The organism is Polyangium sp. y55x31, from assembly GCF_029946505.1.
Classification (GTDB): Bacteria; Myxococcota_A; Polyangia; order Polyangiales; family Polyangiaceae; genus Polyangium.
This window is the reverse complement of record NZ_JARZHG010000028.1, coordinates 73,752-92,955: the sequence shown is the minus strand read 5'-3', so window position 1 is coordinate 92,955 and position 19,204 is coordinate 73,752. Positions and strand designations below refer to the sequence as shown.

Genomic DNA, 19,204 nt, shown 5'->3' with positions numbered 1-19,204 from the left:
CGGGAGAAACGCCGATCGCCGTCGGGAAAGCACGCAGGCCATGCGCGCCCTCGCCGGAGCCACGAACCGTGGCCTTCACTCGTTGTCCTCCGTTGGTGTTCGAATCAATCTCGACATGTCGCTTTTTGTCCGCGCGATAGCAGGATTTTCACGGACGAACGATACGCGACGAGTGCGGAGACTCCGGGGGGAGGTTTCGATGCACGACCTTTCGACGTTCTCGCTCGACGACATGATCAGCGCCGGCGCAATGCTGCGCGGCCTCGGAGAGGGCGCCCGGAGCATGGAAGACACGGCCGGGCGGGTCGTTCGCGCGCTTTACGAGAACCTCGCGTGCCCACAGGCGGGCGCGCGCTCGTGCGCGCTCGTGAGATTCTTCGAGACCCAACGATTCGACGCGCTGCCGGCAGAGCAGCGGAGATTCGCGCTGCGGATGGCCGCTGGAGCCGCGCTCGCGCCGGACACGACGTGCATGCAATTGCTGGCGAGCGCAGGCGACGAGCCGGCCTGGAACGATCCGACGGCGTCGGCCGCGCACCTCGCGATTCCGCTGCCGAGCGAGGAGGCGATCGCGCGCATGCCGATGATGGCGCGGCTCTGCGCGCAGCTCGGGATCGCGACGAGCTCGGTGCTCAAGCCCGCGCGGTTCACGGAGCTCGCGGAGCGGACGTACGACGTGTTCCACGTGGAGCACGCCGCAGAGAGCCCCTACGTGCCGGCGAAGGCGAGCTTCGTGGAGCGTCACGGGATCCGCTCGGTCATCGGCTGCGGGGGCGTGCTGCCGAGCGGGCAGATGTTCGCCGTGCTCTTGTTCTCGAAGGTGCACGTGGCGCCGGCGACGGCGCAGCTCTTCCGGCCGCTCGCGCTCGCGATCAAGCTCGCGATCCTGCCGTGGTCGTTCGCCGAGCAAGAGGACCCCGCGACGAGCGAGGCGCGGCGCGTCCGGGAGGAGGTGGTCTCTTGCGCCCCGTGACGCTCGACAACGAGACCGCGGTCCTCAGGGCCCGGGTCGCGACGCTCGAAGCGCTGCTCGCGGAGCACGAGCGCGCCGCGGGGGAGCGCGTGCAGCGGATGGAGCAGCTCGTCGCGGATCTGTCGGCGCGCGCGCAGGTCTTCGAGGCGACGCTGCGGAGCATCGTCGACGGGGTGGTCGTGTGCGACACGTCGGGGCGTATCACGCACGTGAACCGGGCCGCGGCGTTGATCATGGGGTGGACCGGGGCGGACGTCGCTCCCGCCGAGGACTGGGAGAACAAGTACGGAATCTTCTGCGCGGACGGCGTGACGCCGTACCCGAGGGAGAACATTCCGCTCTATCGCGCGACGCGCGGCGAAGCGGTCGACAGCGTGGAGATGATCGTCCGAAGCCCTCACAAGCCGGAAGGGATCCTGATCGAGACGACCGCGCGGACCATCCGCGACGAGCGAGGCGAGCGGATCGGCGCCGTGGTGGTCTTCCGCGACATCACCGAGCGCAAGCGGCACGAGCGGGAGATGGCGCAGCAGCTCGTGGCCGAGCGAGAGAAAAACGAGACGCTCGAGCGTCTGCGGACCGCCGTGCACGAGCTGTCGACGCCGATCCTCGAGGTCTGGGACGGCGTGCTGGCGCTTCCGCTGATCGGGGTCGTCGACTCGAAGCGGTCGGCCCAGGTGATGGAGACGCTTCTGGAGTCGGTGGTGCGGATGAAGGGCCGGTACGTGATCCTCGACGTGACCGGCGTGGACGTGCTCGATACGGCGACGGCCGATCACCTGCTCAAGATCGTACGCGCGGTGGAGCTGCTCGGGACGCGCTGCGTGCTGAGCGGGGTGCGTCCGTCGGTCGCGCAGACGCTGGTCGAACTCGGGGTTTCGTTCGGCAAACTGGTGACGCTTCGCAACCTGAAGCACGGCCTCAAGGCGTGCATGCGGTGGAAGGAGGGGGACGCGGCTAGTGCAAGAGGAACCGGCTGAGCACGAACAGCGCGATCATCCCGAGCGCGACGCCGATGCCCGCCGCGAGGAACAAGACGCCGCGGCCGCTCGATTGCGCGTTCGGCGCGACCATCGGATCCATCGGCATCGGCGCCGCGTGCGGCGCCGGCGCTGACGGCAGGTTCGGGCGCGGCATGCTCTGCGGCACGCTCGGCAGGCGCATGCCGCCGTGCGTGCTCGCCTGCGAGGCGTAACGCATCGGCTGCATCTCGTGGAGGGCCGCTTCGAGGCGCGCCGCGAGCACGCCGGCCGTCGGGCGGCGGTCACGATCACGGCGCAGGCAGTCGTCGATGATCGAGGCGAGCGCGGGCGGAAGGTCCGGACGGCGCGAGGCCACGGGGTCGGCGTCGCGCGTCATGATGCGGACCATGAGCGCGTTGTAGTTCGGCGCCTCGTGCGGGAGCGTCGCCGTGAGCGCCTCGTGCATGACGACGCCGAGCGACCAGACGTCGGCGCGACCGTCGATGTCGTCGCGTCCCGCGGCCTGCTCGGGGCTCATGTACGCGGGTGAGCCGACGACGGTGCCCGTGCGCGTGAGCGTGAGATGCTCGGGGTTGCCTTCGAGCATCTTGCTGATGCCGAAGTCGAGGATCTTCAGGACGAGCTCGCCGGTCTGCGCGCGATGCGCGTAGAGGTTCGCGGGCTTGAGGTCGCGGTGGATGATGCCTTGCTGGTGCGCGCTGTCGAGCGCGCGGACCACGCCGACGAAGAGCTCGGTGAGCATCGCCGGGTCGAGCATGCGCTCACGCGCGATCCACGCATCGAGCCCTTCGCCGTGGAGCAGCTCGAAGACGAGGAAGGGCGATCCATCCTCGGCCTGCCCGAGATCGAGGATCTCGACGATGCTCGGGCTGCGCACGCGGCCGCTTGCCTTCGCTTCGTTGAAGAAGCGCTGCAGCGACACGGCGTCGGCCGCGACGTCGGGGTGCAGGATTTTGAGCGCGACCTCGCGGTCGATGAGCTCGTTCTTTGCAGCCCAAACGGTGCCGCTCGCGCCGGATCCGAGCATCCGGACGAGGCGGTACCGTGACTGGATGAGATCGCCAGGGTTCAACCGGCTGGGGAGGATACCAAAGCTCGGCCCGCCGGCGTAGCCGAGAGACGCGCGGCGGGCGTTGTCGTCCTACGGTTCAGGTGTCGTAGTAGAGGAAGAACTCGTAGGGGACGGGGCGGAGGCGCACGGCGTCGAGCTCGCGCTCGCGCTTGTACTCGATCCACGTGTGGATGATGTCCCGCGTGAAGACGTCGCCCCGGAGCAGGAACTCGTGGTCGCGCTCGAGGGCCGTGAGCGCCTCGTCGAGCGAGCCAGGGCACTTCGGCACCTCCTTGAGCTCCTCCGGCGAGAGCGCGTAGATGTCCTTGTCGAGCGGATCACCGGGATCGATGCGGTTCTGGATGCCGTCGAGGCCCGCCATCATCATCGCGGCGAAGGCGAGGTAGGGGTTGCACGAGGCGTCCGGGAAGCGGACCTCGATGCGGCGGCCCTTCGGCGAGTTGCCGGCGGCGACCGGGATGCGGATCGCGGCCGAGCGGTTGCGGCTCGAGTACGCGAGGTTCACGGGCGCCTCGTAGCCGGGGACGAGCCTGCGGTAGCTGTTCGTCGTCGGGTTCGTGAGGGCCGCGAGCGCCTTCGCGTGCTTGAGGATGCCGCCGATGTACCAGAGGCCGATGTCCGACAGGCCCGCGTAACCGTCGCCCGCGAAGAGGGGCTTGCCGTCCTTCCAGAGCGACTGATGGCAGTGCATGCCGCTGCCGTTGTCGCCGAAGAGCGGCTTCGGCATGAACGTCGCGGTCTTGTTGTGGCGCTTGGCCACGTTCTTCACGACGTACTTGAACCACATGAGCGTGTCGGCCATCGTCGTGAGCTTGTCGAAGCGCACGCCGATCTCACACTGGCCCGCGCTCGCGACCTCGTGGTGGCCGACCTCGACGGAGACGCCGCTCTCGATGAGCGTGGTCATCATGTCGCCGCGCACGTCGCCGAGCGAGTCGCTCGGCGAGACCGGGAAGTAGCCCTCCTTCGAGCGCAGCTTGTGGCCGAGGTTCGGGCCCGCCTTGCTCGTGTTCCACACGGCCTCGTCCGAGTCGATCTCGTAGAAGGCGCCGCGCGGCGAGCTCTCGTAGCGGACCGAGTCGAAGACGAAGAACTCCGCCTCGGGGCCGAAGAACGTCGTGTCGGCGATGCCCGTCGCGCGGACGTGGTTCTCCGCCTTCTGCGCGATGTACCGCGGGTCGCGGCCGTAGGGCTGGCCCGTGACCGGGTCGGAGATCTTGCAGATGAGCGAGAGCGTCTTCTGCGCGTGGAACGGGTCGATCTTCGCCGTCGTCGGATCGGGCGTCATCGACATGTCCGACGCGTTGATGGGCTGCCAGCCGCGCACAGAGGAGCCGTCGAAGCCGATGCCCTCCTCGAACATGTCCTCGGTCAGCCGACTCGCCGGGATCGTCGTGTGCTGCCAGATGCCCGGCAGGTCGATGAACTTGAGGTCGACGAACTTGCAGTCGTGATCTTTCGCGAATTGAATGACGTCTTTCGGCTTCATGATTTGTTCTCCGTCAGATCGCGTCCTCGCCGCGCTCCCCGGTGCGGATGCGGACGGCTTCGTCGACCGGGACGACGAAGATTTTTCCATCGCCGATGCGACCGGTCTTCGCGCTCTTCTCGATGGCGTCGATGACGCTCTGGACCATGTGGTCCGGGACGACGATGTCGAGCTTCACCTTGGGGACGAAGTCGACGACGTACGCCGAGCCGCGGTAGACCTCTTTCTTGCCGCCGGTGCGACCGAAGCCCTTCACCTCGGTCACGGTCATGCCCTGGATGCCGACCTCTGCGAGGGCATCCTTGACCTCGTCGAGCTTGAACGGCTTGATGATCGCCTCGACCTTCTTCATCTCTCGGACCTCTCGCTCGGGGGGCCGGACGTGGTCTACGGCCCCCTCCGTTTCGGGAATGTTTCAGGCCACGCCAGGGGCGAGAATTTCAGCGCCCCCCGCATGGAGGACGGAAATTTGGTGACCTTCGTCGCCAACACACGGCCTCGGAGTACAAGAGCCCACGTGGAGGCGTTCGGCCGAGGCCCGCTCTTCCACGCATTCCGAGGGCAATCCGCATCCGCCTACGTCGTAGAGTTGTCGGCGGGTTCCACCTCGCCTACCCTCGCGGGCGAGTTCGCCCTTTTCCGTTCGTCGCCGATGACCTGATGGCCTCACCGACCTCGACGAAGCTACCGGTAGGTACCATCCTGTCGGGGAAGTACAAGATCACCCGCGAGATCGGCCGTGGTGGGATGGCGGCCGTCTACGAGGCCGAGAACATCGACATCGGCAAGCGGATCGCGATCAAAGTCCTCGCGCAGGAGCTGACCACCTCGATGGTGGTGGTCGAGCGCTTCTTCCGCGAAGCGCGCGCCGCCGCCGCGATCCGCAGCCCGTACATCTGTGACGTGTACGACTCGGGTCGTCTGGAGAACGGTCCGCCGTTCCTCGTGCTCGAGCTGCTCGAAGGCGAGTCGCTCTACGAGCGGATGACGAAGGTCCGCTACTTCGACGTGCCGACGACACTCGCGATCGTCACGCAGGTCTGTCGCGGCCTCACGAAGGCGCACGCCGCGAACATCGTCCACCGTGATCTCAAGCCCGAGAACATCTTCCTCGGCAAGGACGAGGACGGGCAGCTCCTCGCGAAGATCCTCGATTTCGGTCTCGCCAAGTTCTACACGCCGCTCGACGGATCGGGCGGGGCGCAACAAGCGCGGCTCACGCGTGAAGGCGCGGTGTTCGGAACACCCGCGTACATGAGCCCCGAGCAGGTGCGCGGGCAAGGCGCCGTGGATCATCGCGCCGATCTCTGGGCGCTCGCGTGCATCGTCTACGAGTGCTTCACGGGACGGACCGTGTGGCAAACGGAGCAAGGCGTGGCGATGACGTTCGCGCAGATCGCGAGCGCACAGCCGCCCGATCCGCTCGTCTACCGGCCCGACCTGCCGCCGACGTTCAAGGCGTGGTTCGACAAGGCGCTCGATCGAAAGATCGATCATCGCTTCCAGACGGCGCGCGAGTTCGCCGAGGAGCTCTCGGCCGCGTTCGAAACGGCGCGGCCCGAGTTCTCCGGGCTCTTCCCCGCCGATCAGCTCAACTCGATGGGCAGGACCGTCCCCGCGCCGCCGCCCTCGAAGTCGGGCCTGACCGCGACGGGGAGCGACTTGCCGATGGTGTCGATGTCGCCGCCGTCGTCGACGATGCCGAACCCGTTCCCGTCGATCCCGCCGTCGGTGCGCGGAGGGCCGCCGTCGGATGGCGCATCGCCGCGCCACACGAAGTCGACGTTCGAAGCGCCGCCGGGCACGCTGGAGCCGCTCGGCCCGGGTTTGTCGCAGGTGCCTCCGAAGCCGAGGACCGCGGCGCTCGGCATCGTGACGGCGATCGTGCTGGTCGCGCTCGTGGGCGGCGGATACGCGGCCTGGTCGAAGTTCGGTCCGAGCTCGAAGGGCGGCGAGGTCGGGACCGCGTCGTCGGCCATGGCGAGCGGGAGCGCGAGCGTCGCGGCGCCGCAACCGCCGTCGTCGTCGAGCGTGCGCCCGGCGTCGACGGAGCCCTCGACGTCCGCGTCGACGCTGCCGTGGAGGCCGATCGTCGGAGACGCACAAGCGACGCTCGCGAAGGGTGATCACAAGGGCGCGCTGAAGCTCCTCAAGGACGCGTTCGACAAGGGCGGCCACGGCGTGCCGCGCACGATGCTCGAGCACGTGCAGGTGGCGATCTCGGGCGACGCGGCGAAGTCGCCGTGCTCGCTCACGGGCCTCGCGCGGCCGCGATCGTACGATCTCGGAACAGCGCAGCCGCGTCGCGTCGCCGCGGGTCGGCCCTGGATCGCGCTCGGTCCGCGCGGACCGATCATGGTCTGGACCGACACGCACGAGGGCCCGGAGCACGCGTTCGCGGTCGCGCTCGATGAAGCGCTGCGGCCGCTCTCGGATCCGATCGACGTGACGCCGGAGGGCGGCGCGGTGACGCGGCCGGTGGTGATGTCGTTCGACGATCAGCTCGTGCTGCTCTACGCGGACGGGCACGGGACGGAGGCGGGCGTGCACGCGCGTTTGCTCGATCCCGACGGTCGGATCGGCGGGCCGATGGTGAACATCGCGCCGCTGCGCGGGCCGAGCTCGGGCACGTCGATGCAGCGCGCGCCGGACGGCACGTTCGTCGTCGCCTGGACGGCCGAGACCGACACGGGCAACGACGAGCTCTTTTTGCGGCGCCTCTCGGCGAAGCTCGAACCCCAAGGCGAGGCGGTGCGCGCGACGGACTTCGTGCCCGCGGGCCCGCAGAAGCCGCGCGTGCGTTCGCCGATGGTCGGCATCGCGGGCGACGCCGCGCACGTGTCGTTCCGGCTCGAGCGCACGCCGAACCAGGTCGCGTACCACATGCGCCTGCCGCTCGCCGACGTGGGCAAGGGCGTCGCGCCGCGCAAGAAGGGCGACCGCAACGATCTCTGGATCGGCGACACGATCGTGGTGAACACCGACAAGTCGAAGGCCGACATGACGGGGATCGCGTGCAGCAAGGACGCGTGTTTCCTCGTGTGGGACGGCGAGAGCAGCTCGGGCGTGTCGGCGGCGTACCTCGACGCGGCGAACGCGCAGCCGCTCTGGCGCGACAAACGCTTCAGCAAGGTGGGCGGTCACCCGTCGGTCGGCGTGGACGCCTCGGGCAACGCGCGCATCGTGTGGTTCGAGAAGGGCGGCGTGATGACCGCGCCGATCAGCCGCGACGGCGTCGGTCCTTCCACGAAGATCGCGCGCGTGAGCGGCGCGCAGCCGAGCCCCGCGATCATCGCCGGCAAGGCGCCGGGCGAGTGGTTCATCGCGTGGCTCGACTTCGAAGCGGGGCAGCTCGAACCCTACGCGGCGCGCTTCGTCTGCAAGTGACGCGCATGCTGGTCATCCCGCCGCGCGCCGACCTACGTGCCCAGCCCATCGAGACGCCGCGCCTCTTGCTCGCGCCCGTCGATCCTTCGGACTCGCCCGAGGTGTGGCTCGCGGTGAACGGCTCGCGGCCGATGCTCTCGAAGTGGCTGCCGTGGGTGCAGTACTACACGGAGCCTGCGTCGAGCGTGCGCTTCACGGAGGCGTGCGTGGCCGACTGGGATCAAGGGCGCGCGGTGCGCTTCGCGATCCGGGAGCGCGCGGGGCGTACGTTCGCGGGCGTGGTGGGGCTCGAGTCGTGCGTGCACATGCACCGCTCGTGCGAGCTCGGGTACTGGCTGCGCAAGGAGAGCATGCGTCGCGGGCTCATGACGGAGGCGGCGCGCGCGGCGGTGGAGTTCGCGTTCCGGTACATGGGCGCGCATCGCGTGCGTGTCGCGGCCGCGACGGACAACCACGCCTCGCTGCGGGTGATCGGGCGGCTCGGTTTTCGCTTCGAGGGCATCGCGCGGCAGGCCGAGTGGTGCGAAAACCGCTGGCTCGATCACGCGGTCTTCGCGCTCCTCGCGACCGATCCGCGTCCGACCTGAGCCTTCCCCTTGAAGGTCGTACGCGGGCGGACGATGCTCGTCCGCGGGGAGGACGAACGTGCGGCGCATCCCGTTTCGACTGTTCCGCGGCAGCCTCCCGCTCTTGCCGGTGGCGCCGGTGCTCGTGCTGGTGATCGGCATCGCGACGGCGTTCGCCATCGCGCTGCTCGGGATCGCGCAGCTACGCCGGATCAGCGACGACGCGTCATCGCTGCGCGCCGCGGCGATCGCGGGAACGCTCGCCGCGCGGATGCGTGTCGCGACGGTGGAAGAGCGACCCGAGATCGTGGGGCGCGCGGCGAGGCGCAGCGGCACGGAGCTTTTGCTCGTCGAGCAAGGTGGGCAGATCCTCGTGGACGAGAGCTTCGGCCCGCCGAACAAGGCCGAGGTGCAGCGGCTGCTCGCGGCCGGCAGCGGCGAGACACGCACGGCGCTCGGCCGCGTGCGGTTCGCCGCGCGTCCGCTGGATCCGCCGCTCGACGGGATCGCGGTGCTCGCGTTCGTCTCGGCGCCGAGCCCGCCGCCGGGCTACGTGCCGCTCGTGAACGCGGTCGCGGCGCTGACCGTGCTCCTGCTCGGCGTGGCCGTCTCCGTCGCGGTCGCCTTCACCAAACAGCTCAGCGACGACGTCGAGTACGTGCGTGAGCGCATCGTCGACATGGCGCGACCCGACGCGGCGCCGACGGGCGAGCCGATCCCGATCCGCTCGCTCGATCAAGTCGGCGTGCTGACGGCTGCGTTCAACCTGCTCGTCACGCGTTTCGCGGCCGCCGAGCGCAGCTATCGCGCGGATCTGCTCCAGGCCTCGGAGATGGACAAGGACCGCTCGGCGTTCCTCGCGGGCCTCAGCCACGAGCTGCGCACGCCGCTGAACGCGATCCTCGGCTTCGCGCACGTGCTCGAGAGCGAGGTCGACGGCCCGCTCAGCGACGAGGCGCGCGAGTCGCTCGCCGTGATCCGGACGAGCGGCGAGCACCTGCGGCAGCTCATCGACGACATCCTCGAGCTCTCCGCGCTGGAGACGGGCACGCTGCAGCTCTCGCGTGGTCCGGTGGATGTCCGTCAGATCGCCGAGCAGGTCGCGCGCGAGTCGACCGCGACCATCAAGGACAAACCGCTCAGGCTCGAAGTCATGGGCGAGAGCCGCCTCTACGCGTACGCGGACAAACGGCGGGTCCGGCAGATCATCACGAACCTCGTCTCGAACGCGTTGAAGTTCACGGCCCGTGGATCCGTCACGGTGACCATCGAGGCGCGCGGTTCGTTCGTCGCGATCGTCGTGCGCGACACGGGGCCGGGCATTCCGCGCGAGCAGACGGCGGCGATCTTCGAGGAGTACCGGCAGCTCGGCGACGCGCAGTCGCGCCGCCGAGGTACGGGCCTCGGCCTCGCGATCACCAAGCGGCTCGTGCACATGCACGGCGGCACGATCGACGTGAGCAGCGAGATGGGGCGCGGCTCGACGTTCACCGCGACGCTGCCGTACCTCGCGGATCCGGGCACGATCGTGGAGTCGCCGAGCGACTCGCGCGTGATCGATCTGTCCTCGGATCCGCCGCCGCGCCCCGCGCGCCTGCTCGACTCGATGACGCCGCCGCCGATGCCGCTTCCGCGCCCGCCCAAGGAGGGTGATCAATGAGCGACGTCGCCCGCACCTTCACGCGCAACATCCTGGGCCGCCAGCTCCTCACGGGCCTCGGGGGCTTCTTCGCGATCGCGCTGCTCGCGCCGAACCTCATCGTGCTCGACTGGTCGATGACGAAGAACGTCCTCGTCATCGGCGCCGCGCTCGCGGTCGTCGCGTTTGGCCTGTGCCTGCTCGTGACGCTGCTCCGGGTCCGCAAGCATCGCGCGCTCCTCCGCGTGCTCTCGGGCGGCACCGCGACCGTACGCGCGCAGGACTTCGGCGACCTCGCCTCGCTGCCGAGCGCGATCACGATGCGGACCTTCGTCGTCGGCGCGGTCGTCTCCATCATCGGCCTCGCGCCCGGCGTCCGCCCGGACAAACTCGATCAGGGCCGCGCCATCAGCCTGCTCTGCCTCACGATCACCATCGTCGGCGCCGCGTCGCTCATCCAGTACGTGTTCATCCGCGCGGCCACGGTGCGTCTGCTCGAGCTCGTCCCGATCGAGCCCATCACGACGCTGCTCGAATCGCAGGAGCTGCACCAGATCCCGCGACGCAGGCTCTTGCAGAAGTTCTTGATCGCGGTCGTCGCGCCCGTCGCGCTCGTCGGCGTGGGCGCGGTGCTCACGACGCACGCGCACATGCGCACGCTCACCGAGCAGAGCCGGAAAAACACGGCGCTGCTCCTCGCGAAGATCGCGCTCGATCCAGGGCCGGTGCAGGGCAACAAGAACGCGCGGGAGGACGCGGTGGCCGCGGCCGCGGAGCACGGGTTCCTCGCGCGGATCACAGGCCCGCGGCGCGACGGAGATCCTACGTTCCGGCGCGAGGTCGACGGCGAGCTCGTGCTCAGCGTGCCGCTCGAAGAGGGCCAGGCCGACGTGCGCTTCACGGCCGAGCTCAATCCCGCCGTGACGACCGAGGGCGTGGCGATCGCCCTCGCGTTCGTCCTCCTCGCGGCGCTGCTCGGCGTGCTCATCGGCCGGGCCCTCGCGGACGACCTCAAGCTCGCGACGCACCGCGTGCGCTTGCTCGGCACGGAGAGCGTGCTGCGCGGCGTGACGCAGATCGCGCGGCCCGCGCGCTTCGAGCTCGTCGCGCGGCTCGGTCGCGCGATCGAGGTGCTCGCCGAGCGCTTCCGCATCTTCGCGGGCGCGCAAGAGCGCGCGCTCGAAGCGCAGGAGGCCGCGCAACGCATGCGAGGCCTGCTCTTCGCGAGCGTGAGCCACGACCTGAAGAGCCCGCTCAACGCGATCCTCGGCTTCGCGGATCTCGTCGGCCGCGAGGAGCTCACCGTGAGCCAGCGCGAGAGCCTTGCGCTCATCGCGAACCGTGGCCGCGAGCTGCTCGGCCTCATCGAGTCGATCCTGGACACCGCGCGCGTCGAGGCCGGTCAGCTCACGCTGATGCCTCGCGTGACCGAGGTCGCGCTCCTCGCGACGGAGGCCGTGCGCAAGGCGCGCGAACTCGCGGGCGACACGCAGAGCGACGTCGTCCTCGAGGTCGCGGAAGGGCTGCCGACGATCCCCGTGGATCCGGCCTACGCCGCGCGCGCGATCGCCGTCGTCGTGGCGCACGCGATCCGGACGTCCGCGGCCGACACGGCCTCCCGCGCGGTTCGTGTGCGCGCCCTCCGTCCTGCCGAACCGGGCCAGGCCGTGCGGATCGACGTCGAGCTCGGCAGCCGCAACACCACACGCGCCGAGCTCGAAGCGCTCTTCGCACGTCGCGCCACCTCGCGTGGCCGCGGCCTCACCCTCGGCTTGAGCCTCGCGCAGTCGATCATGGAGCTGCACGGCGGCTCCGTGAGGGTGGAAGACACCCCCGACGGCGCACCCGTCATACAGTGCTGGCTCCCCCTCGTGATCCCGGGCAGCCGCCCGCGGCTCTCTTCGAAGCCTGCTCTCGGCTGAACCGGCGCCTTCCCTCCTCCCTTCGTACGGGCTACGTCCTGCGCATGTCCGAGCGCGTGATCTCTCCGGCGTCCACTGCGGACGACGACCGCTTCGATCGGCTCTTCCGGCCGGACTCGCTCGACGAGTACGTCGGGCAGGACAAACACCGGCAGAACCTCAAGGTTTTCGTCGAGGCCGCCAAGCGCAGGCGCGAGCCGGTCGATCACACGCTCTTCTGCGGCCCGCCCGGCCTCGGCAAGACGACGCTCGCGCACATCGTCGCGCGTGAGATGGGCGTGAACCTGCACGCCACGAGCGGCCCGGCGATCGAGCACAAGGGCGCGCTCGCCGGCCTGCTCACGAAGCTCGAAGCGCGCGACGTGCTCTTCATCGACGAGATCCACAGGCTCACGCCGGCCGTCGAGGAGAGCCTCTACCCCGCGATCGAGGCGTTCAAGATCGACATCATGACGGGCGACGGCCCGTACGCGACGACGATCCAGCTCGCGCTCAAGCCCTTCACGCTGATCGGCGCGACGACCCGCACGGGCCTGCTCACGGCGCCGCTGCTCTCGCGCTTCGGTTACGTCGTGCGGCTCGACTTCTATCCCGTCGAGGACCTCCAGCGCATCATCACGCGCAGCGCGCGCCTCATCGAGGTGCCCATCGACGACGCGGGCGCTCGTGAGCTCGCCGCGCGCGCACGCGGCACGCCGCGCGTGGCGAACCGCCTCCTGCGCCGCGCGCGTGACTTCGCCGAGGTCCTCGGCACCGGCCGCATCACCGCGAAGATCGCCAGCATGACCGCCGAGCGCCTCGAGATCGACGCCGCGGGCCTCGACGAGATGGATCGGCGGCTGCTCATGGTGATCATCGATCACTACGACGGAGGACCGGTCGGCATCGACACGATTGCGGCCGCGCTGAGCGAGCCGCGCGACACGATCGAGGATGTCTACGAGCCGTACCTCCTCCAGCAGGGTTTCCTCGGCCGCACGCCGCGCGGGCGTATCGCCACGCGAAAGGCCTACGAGCACCTGGGTAAGCCGATGCCCGCAAAAGGTACACCGCAGGGCGATCTGTTCTCCTGAGGCGGAAGCAGCCGCTGCACGTTTCCCTTCCCGCGCGACCGCGGATAATCTCGTTCCGTGCTCCCCGCGCTCCCCGTGCTCGTCGTCGACGACGACGCCGTCAGCCGACACGTGCTGACGCAGGCGCTCGCGGGCGCCGGCATCCCCGTGGCCACGGCGGCGTCCGGCACCGAGGCGCTCGCATGGCTCGCCGAGCGAGACGCGTCGCTCGTCTTGCTCGACCTCGTCATGCCGCCGCCCGACGGCTTCGAGGTGCTCCGTCATCTGCGCGAAGACACGCGCATCGGCGACGTCCCCGTCGTGGTGCTGACGGCGCTCGACACCGACGACGACATCACGCGCGCCTTCGACGCAGGCGCCGACGACTTCGTACGCAAGCCGTTCCGCCCCGCAGAGCTCCTCGCGCGTATCCGCGGCCAGCTCCGCATGCGCGAGTACGTCGACGCGCTCTGGCGTCGCGAGCGGGACGCGCGTGTCGTCCTCGAGCTCACGCAGGCGCTCTCGTCGACGCTCGACTTCCGCGACATCCTCTTCACGGTCGTGCGCCGTATCGCCGAGGTCGCGCGGGTCGATCGATGCAGCATCGTGCTCGTCGGCGACAACGTCGACACGGGTTATGTCGTGGCCGCGAGCGACGATCGGGATCTACGCGACCTGCCCATCGTCCTCGACAAGTACCCCGAGATCCGAAGGACCCTCGAAACGGGCGAGGTCCTCGTGATCGAGGACGCCGCGACGCACCCGCTCTTCGAGGTCGTCCGCGCCGATCTGCCGCAGAACTCGTTCCGCTCGCTCGCGCTCGTCCCGATCGTCTACGACGACAAACCCATGGGCGTGCTCTTCCTGCGCGCCCGGCAGCCGGGGACGATGCGCGAGCACGAGCTCTCCCTCGCGCGCACCGTGGCGAACGCGACGGCCATCGCGCTGCGCAACGCGAAGATCCTCCAGTCGCTCCGCGATCAGACGCAGGAGATCAACGTCGCCCGCTTCGAGGCCGAGCGCCGCCTCGCCGCGCTCGAACGTTACGCCGACTTCTTCCACTCGGCCGCGGACGGCATCCTGGTCTTCGACGTCGACGGTCGGATCCTCTTTTCGAACCCGCGCGCGCGGGAGATCACGGGCCTCACGGAGGAGCAGCTCGCCGCGAGCAGCCTCGCCGACGTCATCGATCCGAAGGACCTCCCGACGCTTGCTCGGATCCGCAAGAGCTTCAAACGGAACATCTTCACGCACATGGTCGACATCACGATCCGCCGTTCGAGCGAGATCGCCTGCGAGCGCCGCATCATCAGCGTGAGCTCGAGCTCGGTGCTCCGCGAAGACGGCGGCGCGATCCTCGTGAGCCTGCGCGACGTGACCGACGATCGCGCGACGGCGGCCGAGCTGAAGAAGACGAAGGAGTTCTTGGAGCGCGTCATCGAGAGCTCGGTCGACGCGATCATCTCGGCCGACAACGAGGGCGTGATCCGTCTCTTCAACCGCGCCGCGGAGCGCATCTACGGCTACCGCGCGAACGAGGTCATCGGCGTGATGAACGTGCGTGATCTCTACGCGCCGAACCGCGCCTCGCAGATCATGCGGCTCATCAAGTCGCCGGAGCACGGAGGCCCCGGGAGGCTCGAAGGCTACCGGACGGACGCGCTCGCCAAGGACGGCACGCTGATCCCGGTGCTCCTCTCGGCCGCGCTGATCGTCGAGGACGATCGACCCGTCGGCTCGGTCGGTCTCTTCACCGATCTACGTGAGCGCCTGCGCATGGAGGCGAAACTGACGAAGGCGCAAGACGAGCTCCGCGCGCGCGAAAAACAGGCGCTCATCGCGGAGCTGGCGGGCGCGGCCGCGCACGAGCTCAACCAGCCGCTCACGAGCGTGCTCGGTTATGCGGAGCTCATCAACCGGAGGGCGGAGGACCCGGCGTCCGTCCGCTCTGCGGCGTCGACGATCCTCGGGGAGGCCGAACGAATGGCCGAGATCGTCCGGAAAATCGGCAAGATCACGCGCTACGAAACCAAGGCGTACGTGGGGGCGGCGAAGATCATCGACCTGGACCGGTCCAGCGAAGAGGACCCCAACCAAGCGCTCGGGTGAGAGATGGGTGCTGAAGGTCTCGAAGCTCCGATACGGGAATCTCAGATCCCGATCACGCAAAGGAAGGCGATGCGTCGCGATCTCCCCGTCGAGTGGATCGACGCTCTGCTCGTCGCTTCGTGCGAAATCCCGCCCGACGCGAGCGCGGAGGAAGCAGCCACGTCGCTCGTCGCCGCAGCCTTCGAAGTGCTGTCCGACGCGGCGATTGGCGTGTGCGTGCCCGGCGGCAGCGAAGGGCAGGTCGTCGTGCGACGCGGGGCGCGCAGCGACGGCGCCGAATCCCCCGATCCGACGCGGCTCTTTCCGGAGTACACGTTCGAGCGTGTCGTCGTCATCAACGGCGATGAGGGCTCGACGTTGCACCTCGCCTCCGACGACGAGGCGCGCTTCTCGGGCACGGGCTCGATGGATGCATTCGTCGATCGCCTCGCGCTCGCGCTCGGCGCGGCTCTGCGCAACGCGCGCGTGCATCGCGCGGCGCGCGCGCACGACAGCGAGGTGAAGGAGCTCGAAGCGCAGGTCATCCAGGCCGGCAAGCTCGCCTCGCTCGGTCAGATCGCCGCCGGCATCGTGCACGAGCTCAACAACCCGCTCACGTCGATCGTCGCGTACTCGGACTACCTCCACAAAAAGGCCCTGCGCACGGAGGCGGATCCCGCCGACGTCGAGCGCCTCGCGCGCATCAACGAGGCCGCCGAGCGCATCCTGCGTTTCTCGCGCGACCTCATGGCGTACTCGCGACCCACCGCGTCCGTGCCCGCGCCCGTCGCCATTCACGACACGATCGAGCGCGCGCTCGTCTTCTGCGATCACGTGCTCGGCGAGATGAACGTCGTCGTCGAGCGCGCGTTCGGCGACGTGCGTCTCGTTCGCGGCGTCGCGGGTCAACTCACGCAGGTCTTCGTCAACCTGTTCACGAACGCCGCGCACGCGATGCGCGAGAGCGGCGGACGCTTGATCATCAAGACCGCGATGTCCGAGGCAGGCGACGCGGTACGCATCACGATCCAGGACGAAGGCCACGGCATCGACGCTGCGCACCTCGAGAAGATCTTCGAGCCGTTCTTCACGACGAAGACCGACGGCACGGGCTCGGGCCTCGGCCTCAGCATCGTGCGGAACATCGTGGCGTCGCACGGCGGCAAGATCCGCGCACACGCGCACCCGGAGAAGGGCACGATCTTCGAGCTCGCTCTCCCGCTCGCCGCGTCTCCGAGCGAGCCCCCGCAGCGCTGACGGCGCGCGCTACTTCGCGAGCAATCGATCGCCCTTCTGCGGGAGCTCGACCGACATCGCGCCGTTGCGCTCGTAGGGCGTGTACCGCGGCGGCACGCCGCGCGCGGAGCTCGCGTCCGCGTCCGTCATGATCTGCCAGTGCAAGTGCGGCGCGAACGAGTGCCCCGAGTTGCCGCATCGACCGAGCTCGGTGCCAGCCGGGACGAACATGCCTTTGCGCACGCGCACGGTGCCCGGGATGAAGTGCGCGAAGAGCGAGTACTCGCCGTTCTGATGGTCGAGCACGACGAAGTTGCCGTGCATGTCGTACTTGTTCGCGCGCCCCGGGACGTTGTCGGGCACGCCGTCGACCGCGACCACCACGACGCCCGGCGCATCCGCGACGATCGGCTGGTTGTACGAGGGATGGTCCTCGTTGCGCTGCGACCGCGGCATGTCGTCGTCGATCACGAGATCGAGCGCGTAGGCCTGGTCGTTGTTCGCGCCGTAGTGCGTGCGGTAGACGCGCCACTTCCCGACGACCGGGAGCCTGTAGAGCACCGTCCCGGGCGCGTACCGCGGCATGTTCGGAGGAGGAGCGCTTCCGCCGCAGGCCGAGATCAGGAGGCTTCCGGCGATGAGGAGAGGAGCGAAGAAAGACGAGCGGGGGAGCATCCGCCCTTCACTATACCGAGTTCAGGGATTGACCTTGATCCCGATGACGAGGACGCCGCCCTTGTGGTTCTGGCCGGCCACGAAGAAGGTCTCGCCGGCCTTCGCGTTGACCTCGAGCAGCGGGAGAAAGTCGCTGCCGCCGGGCTTCTGGATGCTGGCGCTGATCACGTAGCGCTTCGGTTCGCCCTTTTTGCTCGGCTGAACCACGTCCTTCAGCGAGACCTTGAGCACCCGATCGTTCGGGAGCTTCAGCGTGGAGGGGCTCGCCTTCGACGAGGTCTGCTTCGAGCGATCGAGCAGCTTGTAGCTGTTGTACGAGGAGAACGGCGGCTTCGCGAGCTCGGGCATCTTGCCGATCTTGGGGTCGATCCCCGTGCCGTCGTTCGTGCCGTGGAGGACCACGATCTCCATCGAAACGGACGTGTCCGCCTGCGCGGCGGCGTCCTGGGCATGCGCCACGGAGGGGCCGTGCCCGAGCGAGAGCCCGAACGCGGCCACGATCAAAGCAATCAGCGGGAGCCTCATTGTTCTCCTCCAGCGGAATCGTCGGCCAACCACACGACGGTGGTGGTGTGGTTCGACGTGGCAGCCTCCGTCGGCACGTAAAAGATCGTGCCGATTTTGGCGCCGAAGTCGACAGCCGCGACGGCCACGCCCGGCTCGGCATCACCGTCGTCCGCGTCCGAGGCCGCGCGAGGCGCCTCCGACGGCGTCGGGGCCGGAGCCGCGGGCAGCTCTGCGGGCGTCGTGACCGCGGCCACTGGCGCGCCTTGCGGATGCGGCGTACCGACATCCATCCGCCCCCAGATCATGAGGCCCGCCGCAGCCGCGACCGCGACGGCCGCGAGCGCGAAGATCCCACGCGAGTTGTCGTTCGAGGGAGCCGACTTCGCAGCCGTCTTGCCGAGGCCCGGCCGGAGCAGCGGCTTCACTTCGGCGTCCTTGCGCTCGACCGGCGCATCGAGCGGCGCGGGCGCGGCATCCCGCGCGTCATGCGTCGTGCTCTTGTCGGCCGCGATCCGAGCCATGATCCCGTCGGCCAGATCGATGTCGCTCTCGGCGTTCTCCCGGACGATCGAGGACGTGAGCGACAGCGCGGCGACCTTGCTTCGCAGCACGCTGTCGCGCGAGAGAGCTAGACGAACCTCGCGGAGGCGCTCGCCTTCGAGCTCGCCGTCCACGTACATCATCAGCTCGAGGTCCGTCGGCGGCCGCTTCGTGCGCGTCTCGTGCGCTTCTCCGTTCATCGTCTTCGTGGTCACGGCGCCTCCTCCGGCTCGGCTGCGATCTCGTCAGTATTGCCGCTCCGCGAACGCCCTTCCTCCGCGTAGCAATCCGCGAGCGCGCGCTGGAGCTTCTGCCGGGCGTGGAACAGCCGGCTCATGATCGTCCCCTTCGAGACGCCCATGGCCACGGCCATTTCTTCGTACGACATGCCTTCGACCTCACGCATCAGAATCACGCCTCGGTGGTAGGGGGGCAGGGCATCGAGGGCGGCCTGGATGCGGCCCGCGATCTCCCGGCGGCGCATGACGTCGATCGGGTCGGCGCCATCGATGCGAGAGACCAGCGGAAACTCCGTCGGCTCATCCGAAGCTGCTTGCCCGTCGACGAGCTCGGCATCCCGACGCCCAGGCTTGCGCATGAGGTCGATCGCCAAGTTCGTGACGATCCGGTAGAGCCAGGTGAAAAACGACGATCCACCCTGGAAGGAGTTGAGGTTGCGGTAAACCCGCAAGAAAGCATCCTGCACCAGCTCGCGTGCGTCGTTCTCGTCCCGGACGAGCCCCATCGCGATCGCGAAGGCACGGCGTTGGTGGCGCTCCACGAGCCGCCTGAACGCCGCCTGGTCCCCCTTCTGTGCCCGAAGGATGAGCTCACGATCTTCCTCTGCCTCCCGCCTTCGGGCCTCTTTGTTGGACGCCTCCTGCGAAGACCTATTCACGCGGCCGAGACGGCCGATCGCGGCTTCGGGCGGGGGCGGGGCGTCAGGGAGATCGTCCGGCAGCCCCAGGGCGCCTTCAGTCTGGTCGTCCGTCGGGTCGGCCGGCTCGGGCCGGAGGGACTCGTCCGGGGGCGTGGGAATGGGGGGCACGGCGAGGTGGTACTCTAGGCGATCGGC

16 protein-coding genes are annotated in these 19,204 nt (G+C 69.0%); 9 read left to right on the top strand and 7 right to left on the bottom strand.

What is annotated here, in order from left to right; all coding sequences use genetic code 11:
• The first annotated feature begins 199 nt into the window (after window positions 1-199).
• Together QHF84_RS35380 and QHF84_RS35375 are read left to right on the top strand one after the other, a co-directional pair.
• Window positions 200-973, top strand: coding sequence for a hypothetical protein (locus tag QHF84_RS35380; protein WP_281317931.1), 774 nt, complete (start codon window positions 200-202; stop codon window positions 971-973).
• Window positions 970-1,953 carry an STAS domain-containing protein gene (locus QHF84_RS35375; protein WP_281317981.1) on the top strand — a complete coding sequence of 328 codons (984 nt, stop codon included), beginning with the start codon at window positions 970-972 and terminating at the stop codon, window positions 1,951-1,953. Before QHF84_RS35380 ends, QHF84_RS35375 begins: the two co-directional genes overlap by 4 nt.
• Here the strand turns inward: QHF84_RS35375 and QHF84_RS35370 are convergent.
• The 3 genes from QHF84_RS35370 to QHF84_RS35360 form a co-directional block, all read right to left on the bottom strand.
• Complete coding sequence (locus tag QHF84_RS35370; protein ID WP_281317930.1) at window positions 1,931-3,028, bottom strand: serine/threonine-protein kinase; 1,098 nt, start codon at window positions 3,026-3,028, stop codon at window positions 1,931-1,933. The genes QHF84_RS35375 and QHF84_RS35370 overlap by 23 nt on opposite strands.
• 76 nt (window positions 3,029-3,104) lie before the next feature.
• Window positions 3,105-4,517 carry a type I glutamate--ammonia ligase gene (gene glnA / locus QHF84_RS35365; protein WP_281317929.1) on the bottom strand — a complete coding sequence of 471 codons (1,413 nt, stop codon included), beginning with the start codon at window positions 4,515-4,517 and terminating at the stop codon, window positions 3,105-3,107.
• 13 nt (window positions 4,518-4,530) lie between these two features.
• A complete protein-coding gene (locus tag QHF84_RS35360; RefSeq protein ID WP_136930265.1) occupies window positions 4,531-4,869 on the bottom strand; it encodes a P-II family nitrogen regulator in 339 nt (112 codons plus the stop codon).
• 308 nt (window positions 4,870-5,177) lie between these two features.
• On the opposite strand from QHF84_RS35360, the gene QHF84_RS35355 reads away from it, so the two are divergent.
• The 7 genes from QHF84_RS35355 (at window position 5,178) to QHF84_RS35325 (ending at window position 16,428) form a co-directional block, all read left to right on the top strand.
• Window positions 5,178-7,904 (top strand): serine/threonine-protein kinase, encoded by a 2,727-nt coding sequence (locus QHF84_RS35355; RefSeq protein WP_281317928.1) that lies wholly within the window; start codon window positions 5,178-5,180, stop codon window positions 7,902-7,904.
• Window positions 7,905-7,909: 5 nt separating this feature from the next.
• Window positions 7,910-8,491: a GNAT family protein gene (locus QHF84_RS35350; protein WP_272418437.1), complete on the top strand. Its 582-nt coding sequence runs from the start codon at window positions 7,910-7,912 to the stop codon at window positions 8,489-8,491.
• 58 nt (window positions 8,492-8,549) lie between these two features.
• The gene (locus QHF84_RS35345; RefSeq protein ID WP_281317927.1) at window positions 8,550-10,130 is read left to right on the top strand and encodes a HAMP domain-containing sensor histidine kinase; all 1,581 of its coding nucleotides are present in this window, start codon (window positions 8,550-8,552) and stop codon (window positions 10,128-10,130) included.
• Complete coding sequence (locus tag QHF84_RS35340; RefSeq protein WP_281317926.1) at window positions 10,127-12,031, top strand: HAMP domain-containing sensor histidine kinase; 1,905 nt, start codon at window positions 10,127-10,129, stop codon at window positions 12,029-12,031. The genes QHF84_RS35345 and QHF84_RS35340 overlap by 4 nt, the downstream gene beginning before the upstream one ends.
• A 44-nt stretch (window positions 12,032-12,075) precedes the next feature.
• Window positions 12,076-13,104, top strand: a complete 1,029-nt coding sequence (gene ruvB / locus QHF84_RS35335) for a Holliday junction branch migration DNA helicase RuvB (protein ID WP_281317925.1) — start codon at window positions 12,076-12,078, stop codon at window positions 13,102-13,104.
• A 57-nt stretch (window positions 13,105-13,161) separates the two neighbouring features.
• Entirely contained in the window at window positions 13,162-15,192 is a 2,031-nt protein-coding gene (locus QHF84_RS35330; protein WP_281317924.1) for a PAS domain S-box protein, read from the top strand.
• 69 nt (window positions 15,193-15,261) lie between these two features.
• Window positions 15,262-16,428, top strand: a complete 1,167-nt coding sequence (locus QHF84_RS35325; protein ID WP_281317923.1) for an ATP-binding protein — start codon at window positions 15,262-15,264, stop codon at window positions 16,426-16,428.
• Between the two features lie 9 nt (window positions 16,429-16,437).
• Here the strand turns inward: QHF84_RS35325 and QHF84_RS35320 are convergent, their stop codons facing one another.
• The 4 genes from QHF84_RS35320 to QHF84_RS35305 are packed head-to-tail and all read right to left on the bottom strand — an operon-like array spanning window position 16,438 to window position 19,177.
• Window positions 16,438-17,082 carry a M23 family metallopeptidase gene (locus tag QHF84_RS35320; protein WP_281317922.1) on the bottom strand — a complete coding sequence of 215 codons (645 nt, stop codon included), beginning with the start codon at window positions 17,080-17,082 and terminating at the stop codon, window positions 16,438-16,440.
• A 21-nt stretch (window positions 17,083-17,103) separates the two neighbouring features.
• Complete coding sequence (locus QHF84_RS35315) at window positions 17,104-17,607, bottom strand: hypothetical protein (protein ID WP_281317921.1); 504 nt, start codon at window positions 17,605-17,607, stop codon at window positions 17,104-17,106.
• A complete protein-coding gene (locus QHF84_RS35310; RefSeq protein WP_281317920.1) occupies window positions 17,604-18,344 on the bottom strand; it encodes a hypothetical protein in 741 nt (246 codons plus the stop codon). Before QHF84_RS35310 ends, QHF84_RS35315 begins: the two co-directional genes overlap by 4 nt.
• The gene (locus tag QHF84_RS35305) at window positions 18,341-19,177 is read right to left on the bottom strand and encodes a sigma-70 family RNA polymerase sigma factor (protein ID WP_281317919.1); all 837 of its coding nucleotides are present in this window, start codon (window positions 19,175-19,177) and stop codon (window positions 18,341-18,343) included. Before QHF84_RS35305 ends, QHF84_RS35310 begins: the two co-directional genes overlap by 4 nt.
• Window positions 19,178-19,204: the final 27 nt, after the last annotated feature.

Coding starts and splice junctions, on each gene's coding strand:
- QHF84_RS35340 (WP_281317926.1), top strand. CDS start 10,127: ATGAGCGACGTCGCCCGCACCTTCACGCGCAACATCCTGGGCCGCCAG.
- QHF84_RS35315 (WP_281317921.1), bottom strand. CDS start 17,607: ATGAGGCTCCCGCTGATTGCTTTGATCGTGGCCGCGTTCGGGCTCTCG.
- QHF84_RS35380 (WP_281317931.1), top strand. CDS start 200: ATGCACGACCTTTCGACGTTCTCGCTCGACGACATGATCAGCGCCGGC.
- QHF84_RS35320 (WP_281317922.1), bottom strand. CDS start 17,082: ATGCTCCCCCGCTCGTCTTTCTTCGCTCCTCTCCTCATCGCCGGAAGC.
- ruvB (WP_281317925.1), top strand. CDS start 12,076: ATGTCCGAGCGCGTGATCTCTCCGGCGTCCACTGCGGACGACGACCGC.
- QHF84_RS35360 (WP_136930265.1), bottom strand. CDS start 4,869: ATGAAGAAGGTCGAGGCGATCATCAAGCCGTTCAAGCTCGACGAGGTC.
- QHF84_RS35350 (WP_272418437.1), top strand. CDS start 7,910: ATGCTGGTCATCCCGCCGCGCGCCGACCTACGTGCCCAGCCCATCGAG.
- QHF84_RS35325 (WP_281317923.1), top strand. CDS start 15,262: ATGCGTCGCGATCTCCCCGTCGAGTGGATCGACGCTCTGCTCGTCGCT.
- glnA (WP_281317929.1), bottom strand. CDS start 4,517: ATGAAGCCGAAAGACGTCATTCAATTCGCGAAAGATCACGACTGCAAG.
- QHF84_RS35355 (WP_281317928.1), top strand. CDS start 5,178: ATGGCCTCACCGACCTCGACGAAGCTACCGGTAGGTACCATCCTGTCG.